This window comes from Calothrix anomala FACHB-343, assembly GCF_014696435.1.
GTDB classification, from domain to species: domain Bacteria; phylum Cyanobacteriota; class Cyanobacteriia; order Cyanobacteriales; family Nostocaceae; genus Aulosira; species Aulosira anomala_A.
This window is the reverse complement of record NZ_JACJQG010000021.1, coordinates 59,156-75,713: the sequence shown is the minus strand read 5'-3', so window position 1 is coordinate 75,713 and position 16,558 is coordinate 59,156. Positions and strand designations below refer to the sequence as shown.

Sequence of the window (16,558 nt, the reverse complement as noted above, 5' to 3'; positions counted from 1 at the left end):
AATTTTAAGTGTGGCAGGGATTTAATCCCTATAAAGGGATTGAAATCGGGATTGCTCTCAAAGGAGATAATAATTATTCCCTGCCTAAGTATTTATCATCACGGGTATCAATTTTGATGCGTTCTCCTTGAGAAATAAACAAGGGAACCATCACAGTTGCGCCGGTTTCCACAATTGCTGGCTTTGTACCACCAGTAGCCGTGTCACCTTTAACACCCGGATCTGTTTGGGTGACTTCTAAAACTACAGAATTGGGCAATTCAACTTCTAGCACTTGCTCGCCCCAGCGAATGACGTTCACTTCCATACCTTCTTTAAGGTATTTGACGCGATCGCCAATTTGTGCTGCGCTTAATCTGCCTTCTTCATAGCTTTCCATATCCATAAAGACGAATTCATCACCTTCTTTATAGGTATGCTGCATCGTGATTTTTTCGAGAGTAGCTTGTGGTACAGTTTCCCCCGCCCGGAAGGTTCTTTCTAAAACTTTGCCACTCTGGACATTTTTGAGTGTAGTCCGCACAAAGGCTGAACCTTTACCTGGCTTAACGTGGAGGAAATCAATGACGCGCCATACAGACCCATCTAGAACAATTGAGACACCGGGTCGAAAGTCGTTACTGGAGATCATGAAACTTTCAATTATTGGAAGACAATCGGCATTTATTGTACCCCTCAAGGGTAGTCATTGGTTATTAGTTATTGGTCAATGGTCAATGGTCAATGGTCAATAGTCAAGAAATTCTCAACTTTGGACTATTGACTTTGGACTATTGACTCTGGACTTTTGACTCTGTATTCAAAACTCAGCACTCCTACTGTGGGAAGATAAGTGATGGGTTACGTCCAGTCAACAATTTAAATGCTGCATTTAAGCCATACCATGTTTAATTTATTAAAATCCTGGCTGAAGAACAGCCTCATGGCAATACTGCTGGTAACAATATTTTTAGGCATAAGTACAGCTGCATGGACTCCCTCCAGTAGCGCCGCCCTACCAGCTGGGAATGCAATCACTGATGGCAGATCTCTGTTGCGGTATGCACTCCCAATCAAAAATGAACCTGTACGGCAATTGCAAGCCAGTTTAGAAGATATCAAAAGCCAACTGCGGGGAAATCGGCGTTGGGGCGCTATCTCTAAAGACATCAGCAAAGCTGCCAAAGTTCTCGATCAACCATCCAAAATCCTAGCAAGCGTTCCCGAAGAACGCCAACCCCAAGCCAAAGCTTGGCTGGAAGAATTGAAATCTGGCGTCAACGAATTGCAAGAAATTGCCAAAGTTAAGGACAAGGAAAAAGTCAAATCGGAACGCGATAGACTTCTGAATCTCGTGTCTCTTGTCGAAGAGTCAATGGTGAAGGAATTTCCTTTTGAAGTCCCCCAGGAATACAATAACCTACCCCAACTCAAAGGTCGCGCCACTGTAGATATTAAAACCAACAAAGGCAATCTTACCGTTGTTGTCGATGGTTATAGCGCCCCGGTGACTGCTGGTAATTTTGTTGATTTGGTGCAACGTGGTTTTTATAACGGTTTAGAATTTACCCGTTCCGAAGAATCTTACTTTCTCCAAAGTGGCGATCCCCCAGGTAAGGACGTAGGTTTCATCGATCCTAAAACAGGAAAATACCGGGCTATTCCTTTAGAAGTTCTAGTTCAAGGCGATAAAGCGCCAACATACGGCGTCACCCTTGAAGATGCGGGACGTTACTTAGATATGCCAGTTCTACCGTTTTCTTCCTTTGGTGCTGTAGTTATGGCACGTCCAGAAAGTCAGGTAAATGGTGCTTCTTCTCAATTCTTCTTCTTTTTGTTTGAACCAGAACTTACCCCAGCCGGACGCAACCTGTTAGATGGACGTTATGCTGTGTTTGGTTATCTAACCGAAGGTGAAGATGTTTTAGATAAACTCAAAGCTGGCGATAAAATTGAAGCTGCCACTGTTGTTCAGGGCATAGAAAATTTAGTTCAACCAGAAGCAGCATAAAATATATTTTGCAGTCAGTATTTCTGCGTTCAAAGTAACAATAAATTGCTGACTAAACAAATTGCGATCGCACTAACCTAGATTTGCAGAATTCAATACCAAATCAACTGCGATCGCAATTTCCCCAAAAGTCTGGGATACAATTTGCTGGTTACCTGTAAACACTGTTTCTTCATACAGTCCTTCTTCCAGCAATAAAACTGTAATTTTGGCTGTTAAGGGGTCTACAATCCAATATTCTGGCACTTCCAATGCCGCATATTCAGACCGCTTATAGCGATAATCTCGTTTCACCGAATCTGGACTCACCACCTCAACAATCAACAATGGCGCAGACTGAAATACTGCTGATTTATCGAGCAATTCTTTTGCTTGATCTATAGTCACCACAGATAAATCAGTCAACCGAGATTTATTTTTCCCTGTTCTTACCCCACTTTCCCGAAAACACAGCCAAGGTAAATTCAGGCGTTTAATTTCTGCTTTCAATAGAGTAGCCAAGAAATCCACAATCAGAAAATGTTCAATTGTCGGTGGGTTCATCAGTTCTAACCTACCATCCACCAGTTCGTAATGAAAACCTGTACCATCATCATAGGTTAAGTACTCCTCAAAAGTGATACTGGTAACTGGTGTAGTAACCATAAGTAGTGCTGAGTAGAAGAATTAGTAGTTTGGGCTTTAGCCCTGATAATACAAATTTATCAAAACTTTGACGATGGCAAAGGCTGTAAATTTAGGGGATAGCAATGGCAAATAATGAGTTATCTTCCTTGCGAGTGAAAGATATTGGCGAACAAGGATTGTTAGCCAAATTACAGCGCTTTTGTCCTCAAGAAATGATTGGCGATGATGCAGCCGTACTTGTCACTACACCTGGAAAATCTTTGGTAGTGACGACAGATGTTTTAGTCGATAACGTGCATTTTAGTAATCTTACTACTTCCCCAGAAGATGCAGGTTGGCGGGCGGCGGCGGCTAATTTATCAGATTTGGCGGCGATGGGTGCAACTCCTTTAGGGATCGCTGTCGGATTAGGGCTTCCGGAGGATACTAGTGTCGATTGGGTTGAGCGTATGTACCAGGGAATGACCCAATGCTTGCAAAGGTACAATACGCCAATTGTTGGTGGTGATATTGTGCGATCGCCTGTTGTAACTTTATCAATTACCGCCTTTGGTCAAGCCGATGGCGATCGCATTATCCGCCGTTCTGCTGCCCAAGTGGGATATGCGATCGCAATTACAGGTATTCATGGAGCCTCCCGTGCGGGCTTAGAACTGCTCTTAAATCCCCAAATATGTCAAAACCTTAAAGAAGCAGAAAAGGCGGCTTTAATCGCCTCACACCAGCGTCCAAAGCCACGATTAGATGTCCTACCCATCCTCTGGGAAATTTGCCCATCGATAATTCCTGTGGCGGGGATGGACAGCAGCGATGGTTTAGCTGATGCTGTATTACAAATCTGCCGTGCTAGTAACCTTGGCGCTATCCTCGAAGCCAAGCAAATACCTTTACCAGCAGCTTTTAATAATTGGCTAACTCCAGAACAAGCCCTAAATTATGCCTTATATGGCGGCGAAGATTTTGAATTAGTACTGTGTTTGCCACAATATCAAGCATCTGCATTAGTTCAACAACTCGGAGAAAATGCAGCAATTATTGGCACCATTACATCAGGAACATCAGTACTATTACATCACGAAAATGCAGAAATCCCCGACCAAGTTTTAACTCTTAGCCAGGGATTTCAGCATTTTTAGTTCTTTGTTAGAGACGCTAGAGACGCGATTCATCGCGTCTGTACAAGAGTTAGTTGTCAGTTGTCAGTTGTTCAATAACTAATGACTAATGACCAATGACCAATGACTAATTTATTGCCATTTCTCAGCTACGAGTTCTGCCAAATCGAGAACGCGCTGGCTGTAACCCCACTCGTTGTCATACCAAGCCATGACTTTAACTAGGTCATTACCCATAACCATAGTCAAGCTAGCATCAACGATAGAAGAAGCATCAGTACCTTGGTAATCGGAAGAAACTAGTTGTAGTTCGCTGTAATCCAAAATACCTTTGAGTGGCCCTTCGGAGGCATCTTTTAAGGCTTGGTTAACTTCTTCAGTAATAGTACGCTTCTCAACCTGGACTACGAAATCTACCATTGAGACGTTTGGGGTAGGTACACGTAAGGCAACACCATTGAGTTTGCCTTTCAGGTCTGGAAGTACTAATGCTACTGCCTTGGCTGCACCAGTAGAGGTAGGTACAATGTTGATGGCTGCGGCTCTAGCACGGCGGACATCACGGTGAGAAGCGTCTAGCAAGCGCTGGTCACCTGTGTAGCTGTGAGTGGTGGTCATCGTACCTTTGATGATCCCAAATTTTTCATTTAAAACTTTAGCAATTGGAGCCAAGCAATTGGTGGTACAGCTAGCATTACTGATGATGTGGTGTTTGTTGTGGTCGTAATCGTGATGATTGACGCCAACAACAAAGGTGCCATCTTCATTTTTACCAGGAGCAGTGATCAAAACTTTTTTGGCTCCAGCATTAACGTGCTTGAGCGCTCCTTCTTTGCTGGTGAAAACACCTGTGGCTTCGATAATTAGGTCAATTCCCCAATCTCTCCAGGGCAAGTTTTCTGGATTGCGATCGGATACGCACTTAACGGTCTTACCGTTAATGATGATTGAATTATCATCGGCTGTAATGTCAACATCCTTTAACTTCCCTAGCATGGAGTCATACTTCAGCAGGTGAGCATTAGTTCTAGGGTCAGATGTGTCATTAATAGCGACAAGGTCGATGTTGCTGTTTTGTCTACCAACCCAGCAGCGTGCAAAGTTACGTCCAATCCGCCCAAAACCGTTGATTGCGACTCTAATCACAGTGTCTTGCCCTCTGTATTTATGCCTATAAGTTTATATCGTTGACCCCAATCATATCGCAAAGGGGGGGAGCATTAATAACCATAGAGTGTTAGATCTTGAAAAAAAACACATAATTTATTCAGATTTATTTTCTGTAAAGGTTGTGGGCGGTGATGTATATCCTCACCGGCTCAGTAACTAAATAACGAATCGATTGATTTGTCTGGATTAGTTGACGAATGTTACTTGACGAAACTCCTACCAATGGTATATGCAGTAATTGCCAGCGAATGCTTACAGACTGATTTCTCAGTTCTTGCTCTACTCGCTTGCAGATTGACTCACTTTGAGCTATAGTCTCACCACTTAGGAATCGGGGTGCAATTAACCAATCACACATCTGAGCTAATTCCTGTCCACGGTACCAACGGGGTAAAGTTTGGAATGCGTCCAAGCCAATAATCCAGTACCAGTGGATATGAGAATAAGTAGCAGATAAATCAATTAGTGTATTGATGGCATAAGATGTTCCAGGGCGATTTACCTCAATTGCTGAAACCGTAAATTTAGGATGATCTTTTGTAGCTAATTTCAGCATTTCTAAACGATGCTCAAATGCAACTGCTTGTTTATGTGGAGGATTAAGCGATGGCACCCAAATTATCTGTTCTACAGGTACTTGATGCAACGCTGTCTCCGCTATAAGTAGGTGTCCCCAATGAATTGGATCGAATGTGCCACCAAAAATTGCTAATTGCTGCATCAAGTTAAATTCAGGTGATATTCAATTTAAAGAAGTTTCACTATCAATGTACTATTGTAGTCAATTCAACCTTCAGCGTTATTTAATTTAAAAGCAGTTTCACAAAAACGTAGCGTTTTCGCCAATTTCACTCAGGACAACAAAAATATGTATTTCTCATTACAAGAATTTCTTTCCCGATGTGGCAGAAATTTTCAGAATAGACATAAGATACAGTTCAGAAATAGTAAAAACCTCTAACAAAGGTAAAATCATTCTGAAGCAAAAAAACCAAGGAGCAAAATCAACGAAATTACAAAAATTAAATATATACAGGAGCAGTTACAGTAAAAATCCAATTCCTGTTATGATACGCGTGTCATTTGTGATTATGGTGTGGTGTGGTTAAGAGGAGTAATCAATGAATAATTCTGTAGATTTTAGCGGTAGACCATTTCATTTCATTGGCATCGGCGGTATAGGAATGTCAGCACTGGCTTATGTTCTCGCCAAAAGACAGTTGCCAGTATCAGGTTCCGATTTGCGTCCAAATCACATTACGCATAAGTTAGAATCTATCGGAACTCATATTTTTAGCAGACAAGAAGCCAGTAATTTAGAATTCTTTCGCCCTCTTGTGGCTTCTGGAGTAGGATTAAACTCACAAGCAGAATCTCATAATGCGGCTAGCTCAACACTCCCGCAAGTAATTTGTTCAACAGCAATTAACAATAATAATTTAGAATACAAAGCTGCCCTAGAATTAGGTTGCCCAATTTTACATCGTTCAGATGTACTAGCTGCCTTAATCGCCGATTATCACAGCATTGCTGTAGCGGGTACTCACGGCAAAACTACAACCAGTAGCATGATTGGCTATATGCTGTTAAAAGCTGGTTTAGATCCGACGATTCTTGTCGGTGGTGAAGTAAATGCTTGGGAAGGTAATGCGCGATTAGGAAACAGTAAGTATCTTGTAGCGGAAGCAGATGAATCTGATGGTTCTTTGGTAAAACATGCCCCAGCAATCGGGATTATTACCAATATAGAACTGGATCATCCCGACCACTATGAAACATTAGAGGAAGTCGTTGATATCTTCCAAGAGTTTGCGAGTGGTTGTCAGACCTTGATAGGTAGTATAGATTGTGCCACAGTGCGCGATCGCCTCAAACCAGCCATTAGTTATAGTCTGCACCCAGATACTAACGCTGACTATACCGTCACGAATATTGATTATCGCGCTGATGGGACTACAGCTTTAGTTTGGGAAAAAGGTAAAGCCTTAGGGATGTTGAATTTACGCTTACTAGGGCGTCATAATCTTAGCAATGCCCTAGCAGCTGTAGCAGTAGGTAGATTATTAGGCTTAGAATTTGGGGAAATTGCCAAAGGTATTGCCACCTTTGAAGGCGCAAGACGGCGCTTTGAATTCCGAGGTGAAGTAGATGGTATTACCTTCATTGATGACTATGCTCACCATCCTAGTGAAATTCGTGCTACCTTAGCAGCAGCACGCTTACAAGCTAGACCAGGGCAAAGAGTGGTGGCGATTTTCCAACCCCACCGCTATAGCCGTACAATGACATTTTTGGCAGAATTTGCTGAATCCTTTACTCATGCTGATTTGGTAGTACTGACTGATATTTACAGTGCTGGAGAACCTAATTTAGGACAAATCAGTGGTGAACTATTGGCAGCAGCAGTTTCTCAACAACACCCACAGGTTGTTTATCAACCTACATTACCTGCAGTTGGTGAATTTTTACTCAAAACTTTGCGTCCTGGAGATTTAGCACTATTTCTTGGTGCTGGAAATTTGAATCAGACTATTCCTGAAATCATTGCGACACTTTGCGAACCAGCAAAAGCAACATCTTAAGTAATCACACGCTCAACGTTTCATTTTTTTGAAACTCGTGTCTACTTAATTTGTCACAGTTTCATAAAAATTTCATAGTATAGCCGTAGATTTACGGCAAATCAATGTAAAATTTTCACTAAATTTACCTAAAAATGACAACCTTCCAGGCAGATGGCAGCGTCTGCACAGTTTCTACATTGAGTACAGAGAAACAGGAAAAACCGAATACCTCTGAAAGTCCGGTAATATATTTGCCTGGCACTGATTGTGTAATCAAGTCCCAGGCGTCTTTGTCTGCGTACACATCCTATCGGGTAGGTGGCGCAGCACAATTGTATATTGCCCCCCGCAATATAGAGGCATTGCAAGCAGGGTTAAAGTATGCTAGAGAACGTGGTATTCCCGTAACAGTACTAGGTGCTGGTTCTAACTTATTAGTTAGCGATCGCGGTTTACCAGGTTTAGTAATTGCTACTCGCCATATGAGACAGAGTTATTTTGACCCGCAAACCGGTCAATTAACCGTAGCCGCAGGCGAATCGATTCCCAGTTTAGCATGGCAAGCCGCAGACTTAGGTTGGGAAGGACTAGAGTGGGCGGTAGGCATACCGGGAACAGTTGGGGGTGCTGTAGTTATGAATGCAGGGGCCCACAATAGCTGTACTGCAGATATGTTAGTCAGCGCTCAGGTACTCTTACCTAATGGCACCATAGAAACACTCACCCCACAAGAGTTAGGTTATAACTATCGGACTTCATTATTGCAGGGAAGCGATCGCATAGTTACCCAAGCAACCTTCCAACTGCGTCCAGGTGCAGATCCAGCAAAAGTTTTTGCAGTTACCAAACAGCACAAACAGCATCGACTCAGCACCCAACCTTATAACTTCCCCAGTTGTGGTAGCGTTTTCCGCAATCCCAAACCTCACTCTGCAGGCTGGTTAATTGAACAAACTGGCTTAAAAGGTTTCCAAATTGGTGGTGCGCAAGTAGCACAACTCCACGCCAATTTTATAGTTAACCGTGGTGGGGCAAAAGCTAGCGATATCTTCTCCCTCATTCGCCATATTCAGCACAAAGTCCAAGACCAGTGGTCAATTTGGTTAGAGCCAGAAGTAAAAATGCTGGGAGAATTTCAAGCAGCTTGTGGATAAGCATCTGGGATACTAGAGGCGAATTGCACAGCTAGCTGTGAAACCGACACAATCGGAAACAGGACAAGGAGGACAAGAAGGACAAGGGAGACAAGGAATTTTAGATCTGAGACTTCGTCGTGAGCGCTCAGTCGAACGATTTGCGATAACAGCATAAATTTGCTTAGAGCGAGTCCACGAGAGTCTTTTGGATTCTAATCTAAAATCTAAAATCTAAAATCCAAAATTGTTTTCAATGCCCAATGCCCCATCCCCCATGCCCATTCACTAATTATGAGTAAAAAAAGAGGCAATTTGCCGACCGCATCTATAATTGAATTTGATTTGTTATTGAACGCACACGCGGACTATTGATTATGACAGGAAAAGGACAGGGTTTTGGTTTCGGCTTAGGTAAAATGAAAGAACTAGCTGAAGCTTTCAAAAAAGCACAGCAAGTTCAAGAAGGTGCCAAGCGGCTTCAAGAAGAATTGGAGCAAATGGAAATTCAAGGAGAAGCTGGCGGTGGTCTGATCAAAGTAGTGGTCAGTGGAAACCAAGAACCCAAACGTGTAGAAATTTCTCCTGAAGCTCTCAACGAAGGTGCAGATGTACTGTCCGATTTGGTAACAGTAGCGATGAAAGACGCTTACAACAAGTCCACAGCTACAATGCGCGAACGCATGGAAGATTTGACCAGTGGACTAGAGCTACCGGGATTTTAGTCAATAGTCATTGGTCATTGGTCAATAGTCAACGGTCAGTAGTCAAGAATCAACAATTAATGATTCCCCGGACAACTGACAACTGTACAGACGCGATTAATCGCGTCTCTAACAAATGGCAACCGACTAAGGACAAATGACAAATGACTAAGGACAAATGACAAAAGATATTTATGCCCTACAAATTACTTTTTGTCTGCCTGGGTAATATTTGTCGGTCGCCATCGGCAGAAAATATCATGAATCACCTGATTGCACAGGCTGAGTTAAGCGATAGTATTATCTGTGACTCTGCCGGTACATCTAGTTATCACATTGGTAGCCCACCTGACCGACGCATGAGTGCCGCAGCGAATCAAAAGTTAGGCATTAAACTGCGCGGTCAAGCTCGTCAGTTTCTTAAATCAGACTTTCAAGACTTTGATTTAATTTTGGCGATGGATCGGGACAATTATGAGAATATCTTGATGCTCGATCCATCGCAGCAATATCACCATAAAGTCCGTTTAATGTGTGATTTTTGTTCTCGCCATACTCTCAAAGAAGTACCAGACCCCTATTATGGGGGCCCAGAAGGATTTAACCAAGTTATCGATTTATTAGTTGATGCTTGTGAAGGTCTACTGAATAATATTCTTAGTCAAGAACTTAACAATTAAGTGCTAATTTGGGCATTGGGCATAGGGTATTGGGCATTGAAACAATTTGAGATTTTGCGAAAAGTCGGAGCGCCGGCTTATATCTGTTAGCGCAGCGTAAAGCCTTCTCTTCGAGAGGCTTCGCCAACGGCATAGCTTCGCTAACAGATATAAGGAAGCCTTATCTGGTGACGCTAGGTGCTTTCCGATGCAAAGCGACAGGAACGCACTGGCTCAACTTTTCGCAAAATCTCAAATTCCTTGTCTCCCTTGTCTCCCTTCCCTCCCCCAATTAATTGGGATATGAGCTACTAAGCGATCGATAATTTTATCTGCACCTGCTACAAAGGGTTCGCGTACCAAACCAACCTTATCGTCATCGAATACCCAAATATCATCATATTTGTAGGGGCGGATAACCATAATTGAGTTCATATCGCTACTTGTAACCCTAAAATTAGACTATAGCGAAAATTTTCCAGCGAGCGATCGCTGTTGTTTTTGCCTAAAGAATTGCTACAACACGGCGTAAATAAGGCTACCATTTCAAACAGTCACAAGCCTTGATGTCTTATCCTTTTGACTATTGACTGTTGACTATTGACTGTTGACTATTGGCACGGTGCATCTACAGCCGAAGTAGCTTCACAACCCAATTATTTAGGGAACTCCAGAAAATTTTGGCACTTGGCTAGTTTATCTAGTAGGTAGTTTGGCTTGTCTTTACTACAGCTGGCAGCAATTTTGATTAATTATCCATAATGCTCAAAGCAATTGCTACTGATTTATGGGTAGCGGAACAACCCTTAAAATATTTTGGCTTAGAAGTAGGAACAAAGATGACGGCGATCCGCCTCAGCCGCAATCAATTAATGGTAATTTCCCCAGTTCAGATAGATAACGAAACTATCAGCAATCTCAATAAATTGGGAGAAATCATTTACATAGTCGTTCCTAACTTATACCATCATTTATTTGCGGCTGAATTCCAGCGTTACTATCCCCAAGGCAAACTTTGGGCAGTATCTGGAATGGAGCGCAAACGCCCAGATTTGCAAATCGATCAAATTATTAGCAATCAGATAATTCAGTAACTTGATGGAGTTGATTATGTATTAATACAAGGATTCAATACATTAGATATCAGAGGATTTTCACCTCTGAATGAATGTGTCTTTTTTCATCAAAAAAGCCGGACTTTGATTGTCACAGATCTAGTTTTTCATTTTGACGATCAAAGTACACCAAGGACAAAGTTCATCGCCAAAATGTTAGGTGCTTATAAACAACTACGCCCATCATTATTAGAAAAATTTGCTACTCAAGATAAAGTCAAAGTTCAAAATTCCATACAACAAATTCTCACTTGGGATTTTGAACGCATCATTATGGCACATGGCAGCATCATTGAACGAGATGCTAAACCTTTATTCAAAGCAGGTTATGAGTGGTTTTTAGAAATATCCTTATAATCATCTCATACCAATTTGAAAATTGTAGGGGCATGGCATTGCCCATAGGTGTCAATTTCAGCTAAAAATAGCCTCTGTACAAGCGTCACCCGCCTGAGAATGAATTCTCAGGCTCATAGCCCAAGTCTACTCAAGTAGACTCAAGATTTTGAGCTTATCAAGTCATCTTCAGATGACTTTGGCTATGAGCAAGGAACTTTAGCTCCTTGTGGTAACTGGGTTTCGCGTTAAGTTGACACAGGTGCTTCAGCCCTCACTAAGAACTTATTTTTTTAATATCACCGTAAGCGCGATAAAATCCACCGCTAGCTGACTCGCGAATTTCTTGGACGAGATAACGCTGTCCTTCTTGACGAATATCTTTAGGAAACTGTACTTTCCAATTGGGGTTATATCCTGGGGAAACAACCCGCACCCGCAGTTTACTTCCCTCCCGATAACATTCCACAATGACACCTTGGCTGGTATCTGTTGTGGTTTCCACCACAGATGAAGGTGCAGCACCTTCTGTAGTGGGTGCTTTAATAATCGCAGCTTGGGGAATTGTCCCCCCTTGTGCGGCTTGAATCGCTGCTTCACTCGTATCAATACAAGCTAAAGCACCATCGGTAGTGACAATATATATACAATTATCAAAAAACTGCATCGATAAAGCAGAACCGCAATCAGTCGCTAGTTTCCACAAACGTTCCCCTGATTGGTTAAAGCAGTAAATCGAAGAACTGCTATCACCCGCAAATACATACTTCCCATCCTGCGCGGTAGCACAAGAGTAAACAGACGCATCGCATTTATAAACTGCGCCAGCTTTACCTTTTTTACTAAAGCTGTAAATTTTCTGGTCGCTTGCACCTGCATAAACGGTTGATGCTTCTTGCCAACCAAATAATATGCTACCACCAGTTTTTTGCTGCCACAGCACTCGCCCTTCTTGAACATCATACATAGTCACGCCTTGACTATGACCGTGATAAATACCAACTTCGTCACAGCGTACCATCCAACCATATTGGCCTTGACTTAAACGAGTCCATTGTGATTCATCATCATGATCGATAATGGTGACACCACCGTTAGCATCAGAAACGCCTAACAAGCCATTTTTGATATCTAGCCAATAAATATCGACATTTTCGTCAATTTCGTAGGCGACTCGCGGTAATTTACCTGTAAGGTCGTAGACATTGCCATTATCGCAGCCAGCATAAATCCAAATATCATCAGCGACTAAACACTTCACACCATCGGGTAGCTTGAACTGATTAATTACTTTACCTTGGTGATTGAGTGCAAAGACTTGACCTGCTTGATTACCTAACCAACAGCGATCGCTATCTATAAAAATACCAAAAGCTGCGGAATTAGAGTTAAATTTCCAAAGAATTGGCGCTTGTTTCGCTGTAGATGCAGTACTGGTAACAGCGCGACGGGTAACGGAACGCTTTTGGCGCACACCCATCACCGCATGTTCGTAACCCTTAGCTAATTTCTCTTTGATTTTTTTGTTCGCGTCAGCTTTGGCTTTATCTGGGGTGGGATAAGTTTTCGTCTGCGTTTGTCCCTTGTCGCCTATACGACCATAGCGAATACTAACTTGCGTATCTTTAACGATAACTTCATAAAATTTATGGGCACCGCCATCCGCCTCCGAAAGCTCTAAATAAGTCTTTTCTTCCGACATAGCACTTTCTCGCTTAAATAAAATTTAAAATTTATATTTTAGACTTGTTATAAATATTACTTGAAAAAATGCGGAATGATGCGATCGCTTATTTGGTCAATGGTCAATTTCGTAGGTTGGGTTGAACGAAGTGAAACCCAACGTCCGGATAAATGTTGGGTTTCGTTCCTCAACCCAACCTACCTGCTGAATAATGCGATCGCTTATTTAGTCAATTGTCAGTTGTTAGAGACGCGATTAATCGCGTCTGTACAACCGTCAACCGTCAACCGTCAACAGTAAATACTATTCAACCTTTCTCAGAACATTCAAATAGATGTAACCCTAGCCGTTGGGAAAGTTCTTCACATACCTTAACCCCCCGGACGCTGTTACCCCTTCTATCTAATGGAGGTGAAAAGACAGCAATTCCCATTTTTTGGGGAACAACAGCCAGAATACCGCCACAAACTCCACTTTTAGCCGGAATCCCCACCTTATAAGCCCATTCACCCGCAAAATTATACATACCGCAGGTGTACATGACGCTGAGAATATCTTTAATATAAGTTTTCTTAACTGCTTGTTCCTGAGTAATGGGGTTAATACCTTTATTCGCCAAAGTCGCCGCCATTACAGCTAAATCGCGACAATTTACCATCACCGCACATTGCTGGAAGTAAAGATCCAAGGATTCTTCTATATTTTGGTCAATCATGCCAAAATTCAGCATGAGATGAGCCATAGCGCGGTTACGATGTCCAGTACTGCGTTCTGAGGTGAACACAGAAATATCTACGAACACATCATGACCGATATAGCGTTTAAACATATCTAACATCCGGTTGAGGCGTTCGGTGGCACCAGCACCTTTAATTAAACTAGTAGTCGCGATCGCCCCAGCATTTACCATTGGATTTAATGGCCGATTTGACTGTTCATCTAGGATAATGGCATTGAATGCATCTCCTGTTGGTTCCACCCCAACCCTAGTCAACACATAATCTCTTCCATGATCCTCAAGGGCCAGTCCGTATGCAAACACTTTGGAAATAGACTGAATTGTAAATAGGTGTTCTAAATCGCCAATTTCGTAAATCTGACCATCTACCGTCACAATACAGATGCTAAACAAGTCGGGGTTTACCTTTGCTAATTCGGGAATGTAGTTTGCTACTGTACCTTCCTTGAGTGACTGGTACTGGGAATGCAAGTCCTTGATAACTTCTAATAACGGTAACAGGACTGTTTCTAAATCTCCTTGAGTTGCCATGAAACCTACAGTTGGTTCTAAAAAATCATACTCAATCAACTATAGGGCTTAGGGACTTCCAACTAAAAAAATATCCCATCGCTGCGTAGGCAGGGGGGCAGGGAGCAGGGGGCAGGGGGAGAGGGGGAGGAATAAAAATATTATCTGAGTAAATTGGATAATTTATTTTCTGGAAGTCCCTTATGCGTAAATTGTTGACGGTTGACACTTGACGATTGACTGTCGCTCAAACAACTGATAACTGTACGGGCGGGTTCACAAATATCCTCAAATATCCATGACGATCGCATAAATTCGCCCCTACTGACCATTGACCATTGACAAATGACGATTGACAAATGACCATTGACCAATAAGTTTTGTGTTATTTCCGTTGATACAGCCGCTTACTCGGTAACAAATAACACATGCATATTTTTTGGTTACAATCACTTAAAAGTACAAATACTTAAAGTACCTTATTTTACCAATAGCAAAAACTATCTATGTTGCTTTTAGATAAACATTTGTAACAAAAGTAACTATTACAATATCTAATGAGAGACTGCTATTTTTTGAATGGAAAGCTGTAACTCTTGTTACAGAATGCTTAAAAGGCTATGTAAAGATTTAATAAAATACTAATATTAAGTAATTATTCCCAATAACTAAACTTTAAAGTTATTTTTTCTTTAAAGTTTATTTAGTTGATTATAGGAGCACAGAAAAATACATACAGAATCAATATTTGAGTAAAATTTGCAGTCTAAAAATTCAATTTGAGACGCCAAAAATGTTAATTTTCCATAAAAAAAGTATGACTTATCAAAAAAAACGTTACATAGTTGAAATCCGCACTTGAGAAAGGTTTGAGCCTTGAAAACGATACAAAAATTTGCTAAAGTTACCAAGACTTACGCTAATTCCCTGATCCCCAGGCTCAAAAGTTCGTGTTAGTCTGTTGCAGTTATGAACAAAAAAGTGAAAGCGGAACGAGTTCGAGTTGTAGGGTTACTCACGTTCAGTGGTGCAAAATCCGACGAACCGTAAAACTTCTGTTCTAGAGTCGCTTTAAAAATCGGACGCATGAATCAAAGACATTTGTGGACTATTGTCGCCCTGTTTCTGACTGTTTTTGGGATGCCCTCAGTCGGTCGCACGCAAACTACCAAGGGAAATGCGCTAGCTTCCCCACAATCGACAGCAGGTGATGTTGTCAAGGTAGGAGAGTATCAATCCCTCGCAGGGAAACAGACTGCTGATGCTGCGATCGCAGAAATTCACGCTCACAGCATTGCAGGTCGCCAGGCGGCAACCCTTTTCATCCGAAATATTCCTGTGCTTACCTTTTTGAGTTCGTTACCTTCAGCTAGTGCTGATAGTAAAGTCGGCGTTATGGGAAATTCTGGGGGCGTGCAAATGTACGCCCCTATTGCTAGCAACGCCACCAAGGTAGCCAGCATTGGCAATATTTCGGATGTAGGTAACCAAATCACTGCGACATCAGATGACCCGGTACAACGAGCTGGTGTAATAGCAGCAAAAATTAACCAGATGTATCGGGAAAACTTAGACGCTAGCCAAATTAGCGTAAGTTGGACAGGAAGCAGCGAAGCAAAACTTGCCGATCAACCCCAAAATAAAGCTGCTGACTCCCAACAAAAAGGCGATCGCTATACCATCAATGTCAATGGTCAAGAATTGGTGGAACTCAATGATAATACCCGCCTAGCCGATTCTACAAACAACCTCGCCCAAGATGCATTGCAAGCAGCTAACCGGATGCGCAGACTCATCGGTAATGCTTCCCCCATCAGCGAGATTAACAATTTACCCAATTCCCCCTTATCAATAGCGAAGCAGCCACAACAAATTGCCCAAGCCGCCATTCGTGTTGGAAGAATCACCCTGCGTGGCATAGCTTCCTGGTATGGATATGATGGTTCTGGTAGCCGCACTGCCAGTGGTAAGAGATTTAATCCCGAAGGAATGACAGCTGCTCACCGTAGCTTACCCTTTGGTACCAGAGTTCGCGTAACTAACACCCGCAATGGTCGTTCTGTCGTGGTGTCTATTACCGACCGGGGCCCATACATTCGGGGTCGAATTATTGATGTTTCCGCAGGCGCGGCGCGAGTTTTAGGGATGATGGGTAGTGGCGTTGCACCAGTGAAAATTGAGGTTTTGGGAAGATAACAACCAGCTTCATGAG

At 42.3% G+C, this 16,558-nt stretch carries 17 protein-coding genes; 10 read left to right on the top strand and 7 right to left on the bottom strand.

The genetic code is table 11. The features are described 5' to 3' along the window. Positions 1-73: 73 nt before the first annotated feature. Positions 74-631 (bottom strand): elongation factor P, encoded by a 558-nt coding sequence (gene efp / locus H6G08_RS14105; RefSeq protein ID WP_190543397.1) that lies wholly within the window; start codon positions 629-631, stop codon positions 74-76. A 252-nt stretch (positions 632-883) separates the two neighbouring features. On the opposite strand from efp, the gene H6G08_RS14100 reads away from it, so the two are divergent. Next, the gene (locus tag H6G08_RS14100; RefSeq protein ID WP_190543394.1) at positions 884-1,990 is read left to right on the top strand and encodes a peptidylprolyl isomerase; all 1,107 of its coding nucleotides are present in this window, start codon (positions 884-886) and stop codon (positions 1,988-1,990) included. Positions 1,991-2,062: 72 nt separating this feature from the next. Here the strand turns inward: H6G08_RS14100 and H6G08_RS14095 are convergent, their stop codons facing one another. After that, positions 2,063-2,635, bottom strand: coding sequence for a Uma2 family endonuclease (locus H6G08_RS14095; RefSeq protein WP_190543391.1), 573 nt, complete (start codon positions 2,633-2,635; stop codon positions 2,063-2,065). A 104-nt stretch (positions 2,636-2,739) separates the two neighbouring features. Here H6G08_RS14095 and thiL point away from each other — a divergent pair, with 104 nt between their 5' ends. Then, on the top strand, positions 2,740-3,753 hold the full coding sequence (gene thiL / locus H6G08_RS14090) for a thiamine-phosphate kinase (RefSeq protein WP_190543388.1): 1,014 nt from the start codon (positions 2,740-2,742) through the stop codon (positions 3,751-3,753). A gap of 111 nt (positions 3,754-3,864) precedes the next feature. Here thiL and H6G08_RS14085 read toward each other — a convergent pair whose 3' ends face one another. Further along, positions 3,865-4,878: a type I glyceraldehyde-3-phosphate dehydrogenase gene (locus H6G08_RS14085; protein WP_190543385.1), complete on the bottom strand. Its 1,014-nt coding sequence runs from the start codon at positions 4,876-4,878 to the stop codon at positions 3,865-3,867. A 127-nt stretch (positions 4,879-5,005) separates the two neighbouring features. Then, positions 5,006-5,623, bottom strand: a complete 618-nt coding sequence (gene nadD / locus H6G08_RS14080; RefSeq protein WP_190543382.1) for a nicotinate (nicotinamide) nucleotide adenylyltransferase — start codon at positions 5,621-5,623, stop codon at positions 5,006-5,008. A gap of 400 nt (positions 5,624-6,023) precedes the next feature. On the opposite strand from nadD, the gene murC reads away from it, so the two are divergent. The 4 genes from murC (at position 6,024) to H6G08_RS14060 (ending at position 9,983) form a co-directional block, all read left to right on the top strand. Beyond that, positions 6,024-7,484: a UDP-N-acetylmuramate--L-alanine ligase gene (murC, locus tag H6G08_RS14075; RefSeq protein ID WP_190543379.1), complete on the top strand. Its 1,461-nt coding sequence runs from the start codon at positions 6,024-6,026 to the stop codon at positions 7,482-7,484. A gap of 134 nt (positions 7,485-7,618) precedes the next feature. Next, the gene (gene murB, locus H6G08_RS14070) at positions 7,619-8,620 is read left to right on the top strand and encodes a UDP-N-acetylmuramate dehydrogenase (RefSeq protein WP_190543376.1); all 1,002 of its coding nucleotides are present in this window, start codon (positions 7,619-7,621) and stop codon (positions 8,618-8,620) included. 356 nt (positions 8,621-8,976) lie between these two features. After that, the gene (locus H6G08_RS14065) at positions 8,977-9,324 is read left to right on the top strand and encodes a YbaB/EbfC family nucleoid-associated protein (RefSeq protein WP_096646401.1); all 348 of its coding nucleotides are present in this window, start codon (positions 8,977-8,979) and stop codon (positions 9,322-9,324) included. 173 nt (positions 9,325-9,497) lie between these two features. Next, positions 9,498-9,983, top strand: coding sequence for a low molecular weight protein-tyrosine-phosphatase (locus H6G08_RS14060; RefSeq protein ID WP_190543372.1), 486 nt, complete (start codon positions 9,498-9,500; stop codon positions 9,981-9,983). A gap of 231 nt (positions 9,984-10,214) precedes the next feature. Here the strand turns inward: H6G08_RS14060 and H6G08_RS14055 are convergent, their stop codons facing one another. Beyond that, positions 10,215-10,397 carry a hypothetical protein gene (locus tag H6G08_RS14055; protein ID WP_190543502.1) on the bottom strand — a complete coding sequence of 61 codons (183 nt, stop codon included), beginning with the start codon at positions 10,395-10,397 and terminating at the stop codon, positions 10,215-10,217. Positions 10,398-10,723: 326 nt separating this feature from the next. On the opposite strand from H6G08_RS14055, the gene H6G08_RS36920 reads away from it, so the two are divergent. Next, positions 10,724-11,056, top strand: coding sequence for a DUF4336 domain-containing protein (locus H6G08_RS36920; RefSeq protein ID WP_199322570.1), 333 nt, complete (start codon positions 10,724-10,726; stop codon positions 11,054-11,056). A 105-nt stretch (positions 11,057-11,161) separates the two neighbouring features. Then, positions 11,162-11,434 carry a hypothetical protein gene (locus H6G08_RS36915; protein ID WP_199322569.1) on the top strand — a complete coding sequence of 91 codons (273 nt, stop codon included), beginning with the start codon at positions 11,162-11,164 and terminating at the stop codon, positions 11,432-11,434. Positions 11,435-11,690: 256 nt separating this feature from the next. Here the strand turns inward: H6G08_RS36915 and H6G08_RS14045 are convergent, their stop codons facing one another. Next, positions 11,691-13,115, bottom strand: coding sequence for a WGR domain-containing protein (locus tag H6G08_RS14045; RefSeq protein WP_190543369.1), 1,425 nt, complete (start codon positions 13,113-13,115; stop codon positions 11,691-11,693). 75 nt (positions 13,116-13,190) lie between these two features. Here H6G08_RS14045 and H6G08_RS14040 point away from each other — a divergent pair, with 75 nt between their 5' ends. After that, positions 13,191-13,397, top strand: a complete 207-nt coding sequence (locus H6G08_RS14040) for a hypothetical protein (RefSeq protein ID WP_190543366.1) — start codon at positions 13,191-13,193, stop codon at positions 13,395-13,397. Between the two features lie 7 nt (positions 13,398-13,404). On the opposite strand, the gene glsA is transcribed toward H6G08_RS14040, so the two are convergent. Beyond that, positions 13,405-14,367, bottom strand: a complete 963-nt coding sequence (glsA, locus tag H6G08_RS14035; protein WP_190543481.1) for a glutaminase A — start codon at positions 14,365-14,367, stop codon at positions 13,405-13,407. Between the two features lie 1,065 nt (positions 14,368-15,432). Here glsA and H6G08_RS14030 point away from each other — a divergent pair. Continuing rightward, positions 15,433-16,542, top strand: coding sequence for a septal ring lytic transglycosylase RlpA family protein (locus tag H6G08_RS14030; protein WP_190543363.1), 1,110 nt, complete (start codon positions 15,433-15,435; stop codon positions 16,540-16,542). Positions 16,543-16,558: the final 16 nt, after the last annotated feature.

Coding starts and splice junctions, on each gene's coding strand:
- efp (WP_190543397.1), bottom strand. CDS start 631: ATGATCTCCAGTAACGACTTTCGACCCGGTGTCTCAATTGTTCTAGAT.
- H6G08_RS14100 (WP_190543394.1), top strand. CDS start 884: ATGTTTAATTTATTAAAATCCTGGCTGAAGAACAGCCTCATGGCAATA.
- H6G08_RS14095 (WP_190543391.1), bottom strand. CDS start 2,635: ATGGTTACTACACCAGTTACCAGTATCACTTTTGAGGAGTACTTAACC.
- thiL (WP_190543388.1), top strand. CDS start 2,740: ATGGCAAATAATGAGTTATCTTCCTTGCGAGTGAAAGATATTGGCGAA.
- nadD (WP_190543382.1), bottom strand. CDS start 5,623: ATGCAGCAATTAGCAATTTTTGGTGGCACATTCGATCCAATTCATTGG.
- murC (WP_190543379.1), top strand. CDS start 6,024: ATGAATAATTCTGTAGATTTTAGCGGTAGACCATTTCATTTCATTGGC.
- murB (WP_190543376.1), top strand. CDS start 7,619: ATGACAACCTTCCAGGCAGATGGCAGCGTCTGCACAGTTTCTACATTG.
- H6G08_RS14065 (WP_096646401.1), top strand. CDS start 8,977: ATGACAGGAAAAGGACAGGGTTTTGGTTTCGGCTTAGGTAAAATGAAA.
- H6G08_RS14060 (WP_190543372.1), top strand. CDS start 9,498: ATGCCCTACAAATTACTTTTTGTCTGCCTGGGTAATATTTGTCGGTCG.
- H6G08_RS14055 (WP_190543502.1), bottom strand. CDS start 10,397: ATGAACTCAATTATGGTTATCCGCCCCTACAAATATGATGATATTTGG.
- H6G08_RS36920 (WP_199322570.1), top strand. CDS start 10,724: ATGCTCAAAGCAATTGCTACTGATTTATGGGTAGCGGAACAACCCTTA.
- H6G08_RS14045 (WP_190543369.1), bottom strand. CDS start 13,115: ATGTCGGAAGAAAAGACTTATTTAGAGCTTTCGGAGGCGGATGGCGGT.
- H6G08_RS14040 (WP_190543366.1), top strand. CDS start 13,191: ATGATGCGATCGCTTATTTGGTCAATGGTCAATTTCGTAGGTTGGGTT.
- glsA (WP_190543481.1), bottom strand. CDS start 14,367: ATGGCAACTCAAGGAGATTTAGAAACAGTCCTGTTACCGTTATTAGAA.
- H6G08_RS14030 (WP_190543363.1), top strand. CDS start 15,433: ATGAATCAAAGACATTTGTGGACTATTGTCGCCCTGTTTCTGACTGTT.